The sequence below is a fragment of the Halorhodospira halophila SL1 genome (genome assembly GCF_000015585.1).
GTDB lineage: Bacteria > Pseudomonadota > Gammaproteobacteria > Nitrococcales > Halorhodospiraceae > Halorhodospira > Halorhodospira halophila.
Window position 1 is genome coordinate 146,234 of record NC_008789.1, and the last position, 14,940, is coordinate 161,173.

Genomic DNA, 14,940 nt, shown 5'->3' on the forward strand with positions numbered 1-14,940 from the left:
ACGTACTCACCCGGGGCAGAACTGTCAAACGAGAAGAGGCGTTAGCGCATGAAACTTGCCCAAGATCAAGGCACAGCCCAGTACCGAATCCGCGCCTTCGAGCCGGGGTGGATTCGAATCAATCAGACGGACTACGAGACCAGCGTCCTCCTGACGCCCCACTCGCTGAGCACCGAGATCCGCGCGGAGCGCTTGAGCGAGCTGACGCTCGCCGATCTGCAGCCGGCCATTGACCTGGAGCCGGAGCTGATCCTGCTCGGTACCGGCGGCGAGCAGGCGTTCCCGGATCGCGCACTGATGCGCGCCCTGATCGGCTCGGGCATCGGCTTCGAGGCCATGGACACCCGCGCCGCCTGCCGGACTTTCAACCTTCTCCTGGGCGAGGATCGCCCGGTGGCGGCGGTGCTGCTGCTGCGCTAGTCGACCCCGACTCCCCCGTTGCCGGCGCGCCAAACGCGTAGGTACTGCGCGTGCGATCCGCCTTGGCGACATACATGGCGTCATCGGCAACCCGCTGGAGTTCGTCGGCCGATACCCCATGCTCGGGATAGATGGCGATACCGATGCTGAGTGAGACCTGGAAGCGGCGTCCGTTGACGATCACCGGTTCGTCGAGACTGGCGACGATATTCTCGGCCACCCGCTCGGCAGCGCGCCGCCCATCGACCCCCTCCAGCAGGATAACGAACTCGTCGCCACCGTGGCGGGCGACAGTGTCCACCTCGCGAACGGCTCCCGTGAGCCGCCTGGCCAACTGCTGAAGGACCCGGTCGCCGACCTCGTGGCCGTGCTCGTCGTTGATCGGCTTGAAGTGGTTGAGGTCGATGAACAGCAGCGCCACCGCCTCCCGATTCCGTCGCGCCCATTCCAGCGCCTTCTCCAGGCGATCGAGCAGCAGCGCCCGATTCGCCAGACCGGTCAGGTGATCGTGCAGCGCCATGTGGCGCATCTGTTCCTGGCTTCGCTCGGCCTCCGCCAGGGCCTGCATCCGCTCGGTGACGTTGTAGGCCAGCCACAGCACCGACGGGCGCGCCTCCAGCCCCGACGGCAGCGGATAGATTCGCGCCTCGAACCACTGGCAGCCGTGCGGCCCACCCTCGCCACCACCCTCGATCTGGTCCAGATCCAACTGGTAATCCAGGATGACCAGGCGACGCTCGTTGAGGGCCTGATGGATACTTTCAAGGAAACGCTCGGCCAGCTCAAAGCTGACGACCTGGTGGAGCCGCCGCCCGAGCAGGCTGCGAAGATCCCGATACAACCGCCGCTCCTGCCCGCCGAAGACCTCCCGGAACTGCCCGCGATCATCAATCACGAACCCCAGATCGGGGACGGTGGCCATGATCGCCTCCAGGCGGTCCTTGAGGAAACGCATCCGCAGGGCCTGGCGGGCGAGCAGACCGGTGAGAGCGGCGAGGATGAGACCCCCGCCGCCCCATGCCCACCACCACCAGGCCGGCACCGAGGCCTGCGCCTGCCACCCGCCCTGCGGAATGGCCGCCAGCTGCCAGCTCGACGCACCAAACACGATGCCCATGGTCACCGGATCTCGCTTGAAGACATCCGGCTCACCGAAGAACACCTCACCCATTTCGCCAAGGCCATCCCGGCCTTTCAGGGCCACTTGCAGGCCGGACTCCCCGACATCCCGAAGCCCGGCGGCGGTGTAGAAGCGCTCCAGCTCCAGCGGTACACTGGCCACCCCCCAGTAGCTGCCGTCATCCTCATAAATCGGCACGCGCACGATCAGGGCCTCCCCGTCTTGGACCAACTCCGTGGGGCCTGCGACGACCGGTGCCCCGGTCGCCATGACCCGGTGGAGGCTGGCCCTTTGGACCGGATGCTCACCGATGTCCAGCCCCAGGGCACGAACGTTGCCGGCCAGCGGATAGACGTAGCGAATGACGTTGTTCGGCGCGAGTGTGATATTGCGGATGTGGAACTCGGGACGCATCATGCGCCGGGCAATGGCCGCGAAACGCTCGCCGTCCAGGTCGGGATCCGCCCCGACCAGCACACTCAGCCCGGCCACCAGCGAGACCGACGCGTTCAGCTCGCCCTCGATCCGGCCCCGCAGGGCCGAGGCCTCTTCGGTCACTTGCCCGCGCGCCTGCTCCAGCCGGTACTCCTCGAGCCAATGCCCCACCAGACCGGCCAAGATCAGGACGCCGAGGAGGATCCCGACGGCGAGCAGCAACGGCCCAGCGATGTACAGGCGCTGAAACGCCGATGGTGCACGCCGTGCCGTCTGTGGATCCTCCGCCGGCTCCGTCACGCCCCTCCTGCCCTCCGCTTGGCACGCTGCCAGGCCGCCTCCAAGGCGTCGATCGACTGCTCCCCTAGGGGTTCACCGCGGGCCTCGAACTCCGCCTCCACGCCCCGAAAGCGCCCTTCGAAGCGCTGCCCGGCACGCCGCAGAGCGGTCTCCGGATCCACGTCCAGATGGCGAGCGAGATTCACCACGGCAAACAGCAAATCTCCCACCTCCGCCTCGCGACGTTCGGCGGGACCGTGGACCTCGGCCTCGACCTCCTGAAGCTCCTCGCGAACCTTGGCGGCAGCCCCCCGATGGTCCGGCCAGTCAAACCCCACCCGGGCCGCCCGACGCTGGAGCTTGCTGGCTCGAACCAGGGCAGGCAGCGCCGTGGCAACGCCGTCGAGGGCGCTGTGGCCCCCGCCCCGGTGCCGACGCTCCTGCTCCTTAATCGCCTCCCAATGATGGGTCACGGATTCGGCTTCAGCCACCTGCGACGTGCCAAAGACATGGGGGTGGCGGCGGATGAGCTTCGCCTCGAGGGTCTCGGCCACCGACTGGAAATCGAAGTAACCGTCCTCCTCGCCCATGCGGGCGTGAAAGATGACCTGCAGCAACAGATCCCCCAACTCATCGCGCAGCGCCTCCATATCCCTGCGCTCGATGGCATCCGCCACTTCGTAAGCCTCTTCGACCGTATGCGGCGCAATGGAGTAAAAATCCTGCTCGACATCCCAGGGGCACCCCTGCCGGGGGTCACGCAGGCGCTCCATAATCTGCAGCAGACGGTCAACGGCTTGCACGGGGAACTCCTCCCTTGTCTTCGTTGCGGTTTGACAGGTTTCAATCGGTCAACTTAGTTTAAGCAGGCTAACCAGCCAATTGCGGAATGGCCATGGAGAAGACCAGACCCGGTTTGACCCAGGGGGTGGGGCCGGCCACGGAGCGCGGGGAGCGGACGCGCCGTAAACTGCTCGCCGCCGCCGAGGTGGAATTCGGCGAGAAAGGGTTCCACACCGCATCGATCAGCAGCATCACCCAGCGCGCCGGTGTGGCCCAAGGTACGTTTTACCTCTACTACCGCTCCAAGGAGGAGATCTTCCGCGCCCTGGTCGAGCACATGAACCGAACCATGCGCCGCTACCTCAGCGAGGCCATTGAGGACGCGGCCAACCGGGCCGAGGCCGAGCGCATCGGCCTGGAGGCGTTTCTACGCTTCTGCCGGGAACACGAAAACCTCTACCGGATCGTGATGGAGTCGCAGTTCGTCGATCCGGAGGCCCACCGCTGGTATTTCCAGACCCTGGCGGGCGGCTACGCCGAGCGACTCAAGGCCGCGCAGGCCCGTGGCGAAGTTCGCAACGGCGACCCGTACACCCAAGCCCTAGCTCTGATCGGCATGGCATTCTTCATGGGTAAGCGCCACCTGATCTGGAGCCAGGACTGTGTCCCCGAGGCCGACGCCCTGGCGGCAGCCTCTGAGATCATCCAGCACGGCATCACCCCGGACACTGGCAAGCCGCGGTAGCAAGCCCTGGCGAGCCGCACACACCGCGCCGGCTTACTCCTGCTTGAGCACCGCCATTCCCCGCTCCACCGCTGGCCGCTCAGCGATCTCGTCCGACCAACGCAGCACGTTGGGGAAGTCGCCCATGCGCTGCCCCAGGCGCTCGGCGACCTGCACCCACGGGTAGGTCGCCATATCGGCGATGGTGTATGCCGCCCCGCCCAGGTAGGGAACCTCGCCCAGGCGATGATCCAGCACCTTAAGCAGCCGCTCGGTCTCCCGGGTGTAGCGCTCGATACCGTACTCCACCCGCTCCGGGGCCTGATTGCGGAAGTGGCCCGCCTGACCGAACATCGGACCGATCCCGCCCATCTGGAACATCAGCCACTCGATGGTGCGCATCCGCGGCACCGGATCGGACGGCAGGAACTGCCCGGTCTTTTCGGCCAGATAGATCAGGATCGCGCCGGACTCGAACAGTGAGAACGGCTCTGCGTCGGGCCCACTGCTATCGACAATGGCCGGTATGCGGCCATTGGGGCTGATGCGCTGGAACTGCTCGGCGAACTGCTCGCCCTTGCCGATGTTCACCCCGTGGACCCGATACGCCAGCCCCATCTCCTCGAGGGCGATGTGGACCTTCTGCCCGTTGGGCGTCGGCCAGCTATAAAGTTCGATCATTGTGCCTCCCTGATTGAAAATGCCTCGCCGGAGGCCGCCGAGGCCTGGCGATATCCTAGAAGACGAATGTTTTCCGGGTCGACGTCGGATTCCGCTACAATAGCGACCATGGATGCAGAAACCCGTCCCATTGAAGCCGAGCCGTCGCCCCGGCGCCACAGCCGAACAGTCCACATCGGTGGCCTGCGTATGGGCGGCGACGCCCCGATCGTGGTCCAGTCGATGACCGACACCGACACCGCCGACGAGGTGGCCACTGCGGTCCAGGCCGCGGATCTGGCTCGCGCCGGATCCGAACTGGTCCGGGTGACCATCAACAACGAGGAAGCCGCGGCGGCCGTGCCGCGCATCCGCGAGCGGCTAGCCCGGATGGGGGTCGAGGTGCCCATCGTCGGCGACTTCCACTTCAACGGCCACAAGCTGCTGCGTCGCCACCCCGAGTGCGCCGAGGCCCTCGCCAAGATGCGCATCAACCCGGGCAACGTCGGCAAGGGCAGCCGGCGCGATCCGCAGTTCGCGGAGATGATCGAGATCGCCTGCACCTACGACCTTCCGGTACGCATTGGCGTCAACTGGGGAAGCCTGGACGACAGCGTGCTCACCCGGCTGATGGACGCCAACGCCGCACGCCAGCAGCCGCTGCCGCCGGAGACCGTCATGCGCGACGCGGTGGTCACCTCGGCGGTGGAGAGTGCGCAGCGCGCCGAGGAACTCGGGTTGCCGGGTGATCGCATCGTGCTCTCCTGCAAGATGAGCGGCGTCCAGGATCTGGTGGCGGTCTATCGCGACCTGGCCCGCCGCTGTGACTACCCCCTGCACCTGGGCCTGACCGAGGCCGGCATGGGGGTCCCTGGTGTGGTCGCCTCCTCCGCGGCCCTGGCCATCCTGTTGCAGGAGGGGATCGGCGACACCATCCGGGTCTCGCTCACACCGGATCCCGGCGGAGCCCGCACCCGGGAGGTCGAGGTTGCCCAGCAGGTCCTGCAGAGCATGGGCCTGCGCGATTTCACCCCGCGGGTCACCGCCTGCCCGGGCTGCGGGCGCACCTCCAGCGACTTCTTCCAGCACCTGGCCGAGCACATCCGCAACCATATCGACAAGCGCATGCCGGAATGGCGCGAGCGCTACCCCGGCGTCGAGGGGCTGCGGATCGCCGTCATGGGGTGCGTAGTCAACGGCCCCGGCGAGAGCCGCCACGCCGATATCGGCATCAGCCTGCCCGGCGCCGGTGAGCAGCCCTCGGCACCGGTGTTCATCGACGGCGAGCGCTCGGTCACCCTCAAGGGCGATCAGATCGCCGAAGAGTTCGAGCAGATCGTCGAGTCCTACGTGCAACGGCGGTTCGGCTAGCCCAACGCCACAAGCCAAGCCATCGGGGGGGGGGTGGACGATCCCGCCCCTCGGCTTGCGTGGCCCTAGCGCACGCGCCGCGCACGCGCCGAGCGGTGCGTGGGATGCTTGGGCCCTCGCTCGGTCAGTACGCCGCATACCTCGCAGCGCCACGGACCGGTCTGGTACTGGCGTGCCAGCCACTCCCGTGCTGCCGGCCGTTCCACCAGATCGGCAACGGTGAGGCGCTCCATGAAGTGGGCGATATCCGCCATCAGCCGGCTCCATACAGCGCCCTCAAGCGCGCTGCGGTAAGTGGTACCGGCCTCCCGGCGCTCCACCGCCGCAATGATCTCGGCCACCGTCACCTCGCTAGCCGGCCGGGCCAACCGATACCCCCCACCCGGCCCAGGGATCCCCTCAATGATCCGGTGCGGCCGCAAATCGGCAAAGATCTGATCGACGTACGAGGTGGAAATGTTCTGACAGACCGAGATCTCGGCCAGCGGTACCGGGCCGATCTCGTCGTGCAGCGCGATATGCAGGACCGCACCGACGGCATAGCGTCCGCGGGCAGTAACCTGCACCAGGGTGTTGGGATCGGCATTGGCGTACATGGCACAGCCCTCACGGTTTTGAGCGATTCTATTGTGGACCAGTTTAGTCCATTTCTCGCTCTGTGCCAATTTGCCGCAGCACACCGCCCCCTCCCCCCTCAGTAAGGGGGCACATTGAAGGCGTGATTGACCGGCCCGGCACCGCCCCCGAGACCACGGGCGGTCCGCAACGCCTCCTGGAGGTAATCCCGGGCGTGCGGCACCGCGTCGCTCAAAGGCAACCCACGGGCGACACCGGCGGCGATGGCGCTCGCCAGGGTGCACCCGGTGCCGTGATTGGAATTCGTCTCGATGCGTCGGCTGCGAAAGCACACCTCGCCTTCGGGAGTCGCCAGGCAATCAATGACCTCGTCGCCGGGGGCGTGCCCGCCCTTGACCAGCACGGCCTCGGCGCCGTAACCGCGCAGGGCCCGCGCGGCCTCCTGCAGACCGGACTCGGTAGCGGGGACGGAGCGCCCGAGCAGTACCTCGGCCTCGGGCAGGTTGGGCGTGAGCAACGTCGCCCGCGGCAGGAGCACGTCGCCAAGTCGCTCGGCCGCAGCCTCGGCCAGGAGGCGATCGCCGCTCTGGGCCACCATCACCGGGTCCACCACCAACGGCACCCCGGGGGCCAAGGCGTCGAGTTCGGCGGCCACCGCGTCGATGACGGCCGTATCGTGGAGCATGCCTGTCTTCACGCAGTCGGCCCCGATATCGGTGAGCACCGAGCGGATCTGGGCACGGATGAAGCCAGGCGGGACCGTGTGCACATCCTGCACGCCCTGAGTATTCTGCGCCGTCAGGGCGGTGATCGCCGTACAGCAATAGCCGCCGAGCGCCATGACCGCTTTCAGGTCGGCCTGGATGCCGGCGCCGCCGCCCGAATCCGAGCCGGCAATCACCAGCACTCGCGCGTTACCGAATCGATCCGTCATGCCTGCTCCTCTCCTGATGCCGCTGCGTTCTCTCGGGTCAGCTGTTCGCGGACGCGGTTGCGATCCACCTTGCCGGCCCCGGTCAGCGGCAGCTCCTCAAAAAAGCGCATCAGTCGCGGCACCTTGTACCGTGCCAGCTCACGCTCGGCAAACTGCCGGATCTGCGCCGCATCCACCTCGGCCCCATCGCGCGCGACCAGCGCCGCCGCCGGCACCGCCCCCCAACGCGGATCGGGCACACCCACTACCGCCGCCTTGCGCACGCCGGCGTGGCGCAGCAGGACCCGCTCCACCTCCTCCGGGGCAATGTTCTCGCCGCCACTAATGAACATGTTGTCCACGCGGCCGACCAGGCGCACGTAGCCCTCATCGTCCTGGTAGGCCAGATCGCCGCTGTAGACCCAGCCATCCGCCAACAGGGTGTCGGCGCTGCGCTCGGGCTCATCCAGGTAGCCATCGAAGTTGTGCGGGCTGCGCATCAGCAGCACCCCCACCTCTCCCGCTGGCACCCTCTCCAGTCCCTCCGGATCGACGATGCGGTAGTCCGTGTGGAACATCGAGGTCCCCACGGAATCGTGGTGCTCGCGCAGCTCGTCGATCCCCTGGTCATCGCCGATATAGAGGAAGTTGGAAGGCCCCGCCTCGGTCATCCCGTAGGACTGGCTCACCCGCACGCCGCGCTGCCAGAACGGCTGCATGGTCCAGGAGGAGCACGGCGCCCCCGCCGTGGTGATCTGTTCCAGGGTGCTCATATCCACCCCGGCGAAACGCGGGTGCTCAGCCATGAGCTGCAGCATCGCCTCAACAGCCCCGAAGTGGGTGATCCCCTCCCCCTCAATGAGCTCCAGAGCCTGGCCCGGATCAAAGCTGCGCGGCATGACGGTGTAGCCACCGGCGTAGAAGACCGGCGTCAACGTATTCCAGCCACCGATATGAAACAGCGGGAAGGTCAGCAACTCCTGCTGCGGCCCCAGCGAGCCGCCGCTGGTGACCAGGATGTCGATAGCGTTCCAGACCATCTGACGATGGGAGACCACGCAGATCTTGGGCGTCGCCGTCGTTCCGCCCGTGTGAACGTAGAGGTACGGGTCGGCGAGCGCCAACGGCCGGTTCTGAATACTGGCCGGACCCTCGCCGGCCTCCACGGCCTCGAAGTAAGGCCCCCGGCCATCGGCCAACTCGATGCGCTGGGCCCCCGCCGGGAGATCCAGCTTGCCGGCCAGGTCGGCGAACGCCTCGTCGTAGAACAGGGCGCGGGGCGCGATGCGCCGCACCAGATCGCTGAGCTCGCTCTGCGCCAGACGATAGGACAGCGGCGCCAGAACCACCCCGGTCTTGCCGCAGGCCAGATAGAGATCGACGGCCTCAAGCCGGTTGCGCGAGAGCAGGCAGATCGGTTCGCGAGGGCCGATCCCCAGTGTCTCCGTCAGCATCGCCGCTGCCCGCTCGGCTCGTCGATCGGCCTGCCGATAGGTAAGACAGCGCTCGCTGTCGGGCTCGTAGAGCGCCAGTCGTTCGGGGGTCAACGCCGCGCGCCGCCCGGACCAGTTGCCAACCCACTCCATGGGCAGATCGTCGTAGCTCAAAACCGCTGCCATGCAGCCTCCTCTTGGTACCAACAGGGCGGGGTCTCAACCCTGTTTCTGCTTCCAGTAGCGCCGCAGCCCTAGCGCCGACATCCACGCCGGATTGATCGCCTGGTGCCCGGGCCAGTCGGCCGCGTCCAGCCCCTGTTCCAACGCCCACGCCTCCAGCCAGTCCGTATACCGGGCCTGCAGATCGGTGACGTCGGCTGCCCGGGGCACGTTCTCGTCGGCCCAATGGCACACCGCCCGCAGCCCCCGGCGCAGGGCAGCCAGATGCTCCGCAGGGTCCAGGAACAAACCGAAATGGGTCAGCGCCAGGTATTCGGGCTGCTGCGCAGCGATATGGGCCAAACTCCGTCGCCACCGCTCGGGGGCGAACTCCGGCGGTGGTGCCGGGGGAACCACCACCCCGGAGTGCGGCATGCGCACCCCGGCCACATCCCCGGTAAAGCAGATGTCGTCGAGCTGGAAGGCCAAGTGGTGCTCGGCGTGCCCCGGGGTATCCAGCGCCACCACACCAATCCCGCCGACGGCGACCTCATCGCCATCTTCCAGCGTGGTGATCTGCTCCTCGGGAACGGGCAGGCACTCCCCCCAGAGGCGGTCCATGTCGTCGCCGTAGATCCGCGCGGCGCTCTCGAGCAGACGGGAGGGATCGATCAGGTGCGGGGCACCCCGCGGATGCACATACACGCGGGCGCCCTGACGGGCCAGCCAGCCGGCCGCACCGGCGTGGTCCAGGTGGATGTGGGTCAACAGGAGGTGGGTGATATCCCCCGGTGCCAGCCCCCGCCGGCGAAGCTCCAGCTCGAGGCCGCCGATTGTGCTCCCGGGGCCGCTCTCGATCAGCATCGCCCCGCCCTGATGACGGATCAGAAAACTGGCGATACGCCCGGGCTTGCCCTGGAAGTGCAGGTCGATCGCCTCCACCGAAACACCGGTACGCGAGCGTAGACTGTCCACGACGGACCTCCTCTGCTTGAATGGTAGGGGCCGCACACCGTCTACGCTAGCACGGAGCAAGCGCCATGATCCGAGTCACGCCGCGCGTCGCTGCCCTCGCCGGTCTCCCGCTGATCGGCGGGTCCGCCCTCGCCGGGGAGGTGATCGAGGCCAACCACGACACCGAGTACCACGGCGTGCGCATCGTGCAGGTGGCCACGGACCTGGAACACCCCTGGGGGCTGGCCTTCCTGCCCGACGGCGGCATGCTGGTCACCGAGCGCCCGGGCCGCATCAACCGGATCGAGGACGGCCAGGTCGAGCGCCTATCAGGCGGCCCCGAGAACGTCTTCGCCCGCAACCAGGGCGGGATGCTCGATATCGCCCTCCATCCGGACTTCGATGACAACCGCCAGGTCTACTTCACGTACGCGCACGGTGATGCCGACGAGACCACCGTAGCGCTGGCGCGGGCACGCCTCGATGAAGACGCGCCCCGGCTGACCGACCTCGAGGAGCTCTTGGTGGCCGATGCCGGGGCCAGCCCCGGGCGGCACTACGGCTCACGGATCGATTTCAAACCGGACGGGACCCTGCTCATGACCGTCGGTGACCGCGGCGATGACGAACACGATCCGGACAGCCACCGCGCCCAGGACAACAGCAATCACGTCGGGACCACCCTGCGCCTGAAGGACGACGGCTCGGTGCCCGCCGACAACCCCTTCGTTGAAGACGACGAGGTGCGCGACGAGATCTACACCTACGGCCACCGCAACGCCCAGGGTCAGTTCATTCACCCGGAGACCGGTGAGATCTGGCAGAGTGAGCACGGGCCGCGAGGTGGCGATGAACTCAACCGGGTCCAGGCCGGGCATAACTACGGGTGGCCGATCATCTCCCATGGCCGCGACTACGCCACCCAGGAACCGATCGGGACCGGGCGCCATGCCGAGGGCATGGAATCGCCCATCCGGGACTGGACCCCGGCCATCGCACCCTCGGGGCTGGATCACTACAGCGGCGAGGCGTTCCCGCGCTGGGAGGGGGATTTCCTGGCCGGCGCGCTGGTGCGCCCGGCGGTGCGCCGCGTGGTCGTCGAGGACGACACGGTGGTCCACGAAGAGGAGATCCTGCGCGACGCCGTGGGTCGGGTCCGCGCCGTCCAGGAGGGCCCCGAGGGACGGATCTATCTGCTGACCGACGAATCCGATGGCGGCATCTACCGCCTGGAACCTGCCGACTGAGGGAGCCTGTGCCGCTACTCGAGCTACGCAACGTTCAACTCGCCCTGGGGCACCATCCGCCCCTGCTGGAAAACCTCAACCTGACCATCGACCCCGGGGAACGGGTCTGCCTGGTCGGGCGCAACGGCGCCGGGAAGTCCACCCTGATGCGCATCCTCACCGGTGCCGTTGAGCCCGACGACGGCCAGGTCCTCTGCGACCCCGGCGTCCGCGTCGCACAACTGGCCCAGGAACTGCCCGAAGACACCAGCGGCACGGTCTATCAACATGTCGCCGCCGGCCTGGGCGCACTCGGCGAAACCGTCGAACGCTACCACCGGGTGGCCGAGGCCGTTGCCGCCGGAGATACCGAACGCCTCGACGAGATGCAGGCCTGCCAGGACGCCCTGGACGCCGAGGGCGGGTGGGACCTAAAGCAGCGCGTGGAGGCGGTCATCTCCCGCCTCGACCTTGACCCCGACGCCCCCATGGCGCACCTCTCCGGCGGCGTGCAGCGGCGGGTACTGCTCGGCCGCGCCCTGGTCACCGATCCGGACCTGCTCCTGCTCGACGAGCCCACCAACCACTTGGACATCGAGGCCATCACCTGGCTCGAGGGGTTCCTGCGCGACTGGCCCGGGGCGCTGCTATTCATCACCCACGACCGCACCTTCCTGCAGAGCCTCGCTACCCGCATCGTGGAGATCGATCGAGGGGCGCTGATCAGTTACCCCGGCGATTACCAGAACTATCTGCGCCGGCGCGAGGAACGCCTGCACGCCGAGGAGCAACAGCGCGCCGAATTCGACAAGCGCCTGGCCCAGGAGGAGGCGTGGATCCGCCAGGGGATCAAGGCCCGGCGCACCCGCAACCAGGGCCGGGTCCGCGAACTCCAGCGCATGCGCGCCGAACGCGCCGAACGCCGCGAGCACCAGGGCAAGGCGCGTTTCAGCGTCCAGGAGGCCGAACGCTCCGGCAAGATCGTCGCCGAGGCCGAGGGGGTCCACTTCGCCTACGGCGACACCACCATCGTCCGCGACCTGAACACCTCCATCCTGCGCGGCGACAAGGTGGGCATCATCGGCCCCAACGGCTGCGGCAAGACCACGCTGATCCGCCTGCTCCTCGGGGCGCTGGAACCCACCCATGGGGTCATCCGGCGCGGCACCCGGCTGGAGATCGCCTATTTCGACCAGCAACGCGCGGTGCTCGACGAAGACGCCAGCGTTCAGGACAACGTCGGCGGGGGGCGCGAGCACATCGACATCAACGGCCAGTCCCGCCACGTGCTCAGTTACCTGCAGGACTTCTTGTTCCCGCCCCAACGGGCCCGTCAGCCGGTTCGCGCCCTCTCCGGCGGCGAGCGCAACCGCCTGCTACTGGCCCGGCTCTTCAGCCAGCCGGCCAACCTGCTCGTCCTCGACGAACCAACTAACGACCTCGATGCCGAGACCCTCGAGCTCCTCGAGGAGAGACTGCTGGATTTCTCCGGCACCGTACTGGTAGTCAGCCACGACCGATCGTTCCTGGATGCAGTCGTCACCCAGAGCCTGGCCTACGAAGGGGATGGGCGCTTCCGCGAATACGCCGGGGGCTATAGCGACTGGCAGAGACAGCGCCCCGGCCCAGCACCGCAGCGCCCCTCCGAGCGGGGAGGAAAGAACACCAAGGAGCGGGGCCACGCCAGTCCAACCGGAACGCCGGCGGCGAGCACCACCGGCAGCGGTCGGAAACGCCTGACGCGCAATGAGGAGCAGGAACTCGCCGCCCTGCCGGAACGCATCGAGGCCCTGGAGCGGGAGCAGGCGCAGCTGCATGAGCAGCTGGCCGATCCCGCCCTCTACCAGAGCGACGACGGCCGTCTGTCGGCCTTGCAGGAACAGCTGGCCGAACTGGAGGCGCGCCTGGAGTCGACCTACGAGCGGTGGCAGGACCTAGAGGCGCGCAGCCATGCCGGGTGATGACCCCGTATGCATACAGCGCACTCCGCGGTTGGCCGGGTCGCCTGGCACCTGCGGGCGCTCCCCGGCTCCTCGGGTTCGTGACCCAATTCCGGCATCGGGACAACCCCCGCGGACGCGGTGTCTTATACTTCCAATGGCAGCTGCCAACGCCCCGCAACGCGAACCCAGGACCCACGCCCACCGATGAGCCACCCTGTCGACACCTTTCGAAGCCACTTCCGCTTCGCGCTCGTGGCCTCGGGCCGGGCGCGGGATACCATCCACGTGGTCTATACCGCCCCCCCGGCGGAGCAGGAGGTCACCGCTGCCAGCGCCGCCCTGGACCGGACCCCGCGGGACGCCCTGTTGCAGGATGTCCGGGTCGAGCCAGCCTTCCTGAAGCGTTTTGGCGAGGGCGGGGACCAGCTCGGTGATCTGAAGAGCCTGCGCAGGATCTACGGCCGCAGCTTCCCGTTGCCCTATGCCGCAGCCATGGCCGGCGCCCTCGGGCGTGCCCACAACCGGGGTTGCGCCCAGCTGCGCGGCTACCTCTCCCGCGACGAGGAGCGCATCCTGCCCCGGCTGTTTCCGCTCCAGCACGTCCGGCACCGCGAATATCGAGCGAGGACCAGCGCACTGCTTCGGGCCGCCGGCGACCGCATGCCGGTCTTCTACGAACTGATCGGCCTCGCCTGCGAACAGCTGGATTAGCAATGATTGCCCGGCGCACAGCCGCGGCTGCTAAAGGCTCTCCTCCAGGATCGACCGCCACTGCTCGGCATCCAGCGCCACCGGGTTGCGCCGGTTCGATCCCTTCGCCACGACGGCCTCCAGGTGCCGGGGCTCGATGCCGTAGCCGGACAGCCCCACCAGTCCGGCGTGCGTACGCGCCTCCTGCCGCCAGTGCTCTAGGGTTTCGACCAGGGCGTCGGCCCGGGCCTCGCCGCCGAGCCGGCCGGAGACCGCAGCCATCCGATCCTCCACCCGCTGCCGAGACGCCCCGCCCACGGCTCGAGCCTGGCGCAGGGTATGCGCCATCGCCGGGGGGAGCACATTGGCGCAGGCCGCCCCGTGGGGGACGGACGCCACCGCCCCGAGCGGCCCGATGAGCCCGTGGACGATGCCTAGCCCGGTATAGGTGAGCGCCACCCCCGAGAGACTGGCAGCCAGCGCCATGTCGTGGCGCTGCGCCTCGAGATCGGCATCGCCGTGGCGGCGGATCAACTCCGGGAGGGCCCCACCGGCCAGCTCCAGGCCGTAGACCAGCCAGCCGTCGAGCAGCGGCGAGGAGGTGGGCGCCAGGTAGCTCTCCAGCAATTGCGAAAAGGCGTCCATCCCCGCACTGGCAACCACCGAACGCGGCACGGACGCCGTCAGCCGCGCATCGAGAACCACCCGATCCGCCACGTAATGGGGATGACGCAGGGATTTCTTGTAGCCCTGTTCCAGGCCGGGTTGGCCGAGTACGGCGTTATGGGTGACCTCGCTGCCCGTCCCCATGGTGGTCGGCACGGCCAGCCAAGGCAGGCGGCGCCCGGAGGGCGTCCGATCGCCCACGCCCTCCAGGTAGGCCCGTGTCGGCCCCTCTTCACAGGCCATCGCCGCCAGGGTCTTGCCGACGTCGAGGACACTCCCCCCGCCCAGCGCAATCACCAGATCTGAACCGCCGGCCGGGATACCCTGACGCTGCTCATCTACCCACTCGGCGCTCGGCTCGCCGGTGACGATGACCGTCGCCACACGCCACCCCTGCGCCTTTAGGCTGTCCACGGCCTCCTGCGCCGCCGCCAGGTACGCCAGCGTATTGCGGCCGGTGACCAGGACCAGCGTACCGGGCTCCGGGCAAAGCTCTTTCACCCAGGGCTGCAACCGTTCTACCGCCCCGGGGTAGTGGGCCGTGCGCGGCCAGTGGATGGGCTGGAGGATCTGCGCCCCTGCCAT

The 14,940-nt window shown here is 68.0% G+C and carries 14 protein-coding genes; 6 read left to right on the forward strand and 8 right to left on the reverse strand.

The window, feature by feature from the left end; all coding sequences use genetic code 11:
* Positions 1 to 48 precede the first annotated feature (48 nt).
* On the forward strand, positions 49 to 420 hold the full coding sequence (locus HHAL_RS00670) for an Mth938-like domain-containing protein (RefSeq protein ID WP_011812944.1): 372 nt from the start codon (positions 49 to 51) through the stop codon (positions 418 to 420).
* On the opposite strand, the gene HHAL_RS12380 is transcribed toward HHAL_RS00670, so the two are convergent.
* Together HHAL_RS12380 and mazG are read right to left on the reverse strand one after the other, a co-directional pair.
* Positions 365 to 2,275 (reverse strand): diguanylate cyclase domain-containing protein, encoded by a 1,911-nt coding sequence (locus HHAL_RS12380; RefSeq protein WP_011812945.1) that lies wholly within the window; start codon positions 2,273 to 2,275, stop codon positions 365 to 367. The two genes, HHAL_RS00670 and HHAL_RS12380, sit on opposite strands and share 56 nt — an antisense overlap.
* Positions 2,272 to 3,057 (reverse strand): nucleoside triphosphate pyrophosphohydrolase, encoded by a 786-nt coding sequence (gene mazG, locus HHAL_RS00680; protein ID WP_011812946.1) that lies wholly within the window; start codon positions 3,055 to 3,057, stop codon positions 2,272 to 2,274. The genes HHAL_RS12380 and mazG overlap by 4 nt, the downstream gene beginning before the upstream one ends.
* 92 nt (positions 3,058 to 3,149) lie before the next feature.
* Here mazG and HHAL_RS00685 point away from each other — a divergent pair, with 92 nt between their 5' ends.
* The gene (locus HHAL_RS00685) at positions 3,150 to 3,782 is read left to right on the forward strand and encodes a TetR/AcrR family transcriptional regulator (RefSeq protein ID WP_242463959.1); all 633 of its coding nucleotides are present in this window, start codon (positions 3,150 to 3,152) and stop codon (positions 3,780 to 3,782) included.
* A gap of 33 nt (positions 3,783 to 3,815) precedes the next feature.
* Here HHAL_RS00685 and HHAL_RS00690 read toward each other — a convergent pair whose 3' ends face one another.
* Positions 3,816 to 4,442 carry a glutathione S-transferase N-terminal domain-containing protein gene (locus HHAL_RS00690; RefSeq protein WP_011812948.1) on the reverse strand — a complete coding sequence of 209 codons (627 nt, stop codon included), beginning with the start codon at positions 4,440 to 4,442 and terminating at the stop codon, positions 3,816 to 3,818.
* 108 nt (positions 4,443 to 4,550) lie between these two features.
* On the opposite strand from HHAL_RS00690, the gene ispG reads away from it, so the two are divergent.
* Positions 4,551 to 5,792, forward strand: coding sequence for a flavodoxin-dependent (E)-4-hydroxy-3-methylbut-2-enyl-diphosphate synthase (gene ispG, locus HHAL_RS00695; protein ID WP_011812949.1), 1,242 nt, complete (start codon positions 4,551 to 4,553; stop codon positions 5,790 to 5,792).
* Positions 5,793 to 5,857: 65 nt separating this feature from the next.
* Here ispG and HHAL_RS12385 read toward each other — a convergent pair whose 3' ends face one another.
* The 4 genes from HHAL_RS12385 to HHAL_RS00715 form a co-directional block, all read right to left on the reverse strand.
* A complete protein-coding gene (locus HHAL_RS12385) occupies positions 5,858 to 6,388 on the reverse strand; it encodes an Rrf2 family transcriptional regulator (protein WP_011812950.1) in 531 nt (176 codons plus the stop codon).
* 98 nt (positions 6,389 to 6,486) lie between these two features.
* Complete coding sequence (thiD, locus tag HHAL_RS00705) at positions 6,487 to 7,302, reverse strand: bifunctional hydroxymethylpyrimidine kinase/phosphomethylpyrimidine kinase (RefSeq protein ID WP_011812951.1); 816 nt, start codon at positions 7,300 to 7,302, stop codon at positions 6,487 to 6,489.
* On the reverse strand, positions 7,299 to 8,900 hold the full coding sequence (locus tag HHAL_RS00710; protein ID WP_011812952.1) for an AMP-binding protein: 1,602 nt from the start codon (positions 8,898 to 8,900) through the stop codon (positions 7,299 to 7,301). Before HHAL_RS00710 ends, thiD begins: the two co-directional genes overlap by 4 nt.
* A 33-nt stretch (positions 8,901 to 8,933) precedes the next feature.
* Positions 8,934 to 9,851: an MBL fold metallo-hydrolase gene (locus HHAL_RS00715; protein ID WP_011812953.1), complete on the reverse strand. Its 918-nt coding sequence runs from the start codon at positions 9,849 to 9,851 to the stop codon at positions 8,934 to 8,936.
* Positions 9,852 to 9,916: 65 nt separating this feature from the next.
* Here HHAL_RS00715 and HHAL_RS00720 point away from each other — a divergent pair, with 65 nt between their 5' ends.
* The 3 genes from HHAL_RS00720 (at position 9,917) to HHAL_RS13160 (ending at position 13,710) form a co-directional block, all read left to right on the forward strand.
* Positions 9,917 to 11,077: a PQQ-dependent sugar dehydrogenase gene (locus HHAL_RS00720; RefSeq protein ID WP_011812954.1), complete on the forward strand. Its 1,161-nt coding sequence runs from the start codon at positions 9,917 to 9,919 to the stop codon at positions 11,075 to 11,077.
* An 8-nt stretch (positions 11,078 to 11,085) separates the two neighbouring features.
* Complete coding sequence (locus tag HHAL_RS00725; RefSeq protein WP_011812955.1) at positions 11,086 to 13,017, forward strand: ATP-binding cassette domain-containing protein; 1,932 nt, start codon at positions 11,086 to 11,088, stop codon at positions 13,015 to 13,017.
* A gap of 186 nt (positions 13,018 to 13,203) precedes the next feature.
* Positions 13,204 to 13,710: a hypothetical protein gene (locus HHAL_RS13160; RefSeq protein ID WP_011812956.1), complete on the forward strand. Its 507-nt coding sequence runs from the start codon at positions 13,204 to 13,206 to the stop codon at positions 13,708 to 13,710.
* A gap of 30 nt (positions 13,711 to 13,740) precedes the next feature.
* Here HHAL_RS13160 and HHAL_RS00735 read toward each other — a convergent pair whose 3' ends face one another.
* Positions 13,741 to 14,940 (reverse strand): iron-containing alcohol dehydrogenase, encoded by a 1,200-nt coding sequence (locus HHAL_RS00735; RefSeq protein WP_011812957.1) that lies wholly within the window; start codon positions 14,938 to 14,940, stop codon positions 13,741 to 13,743.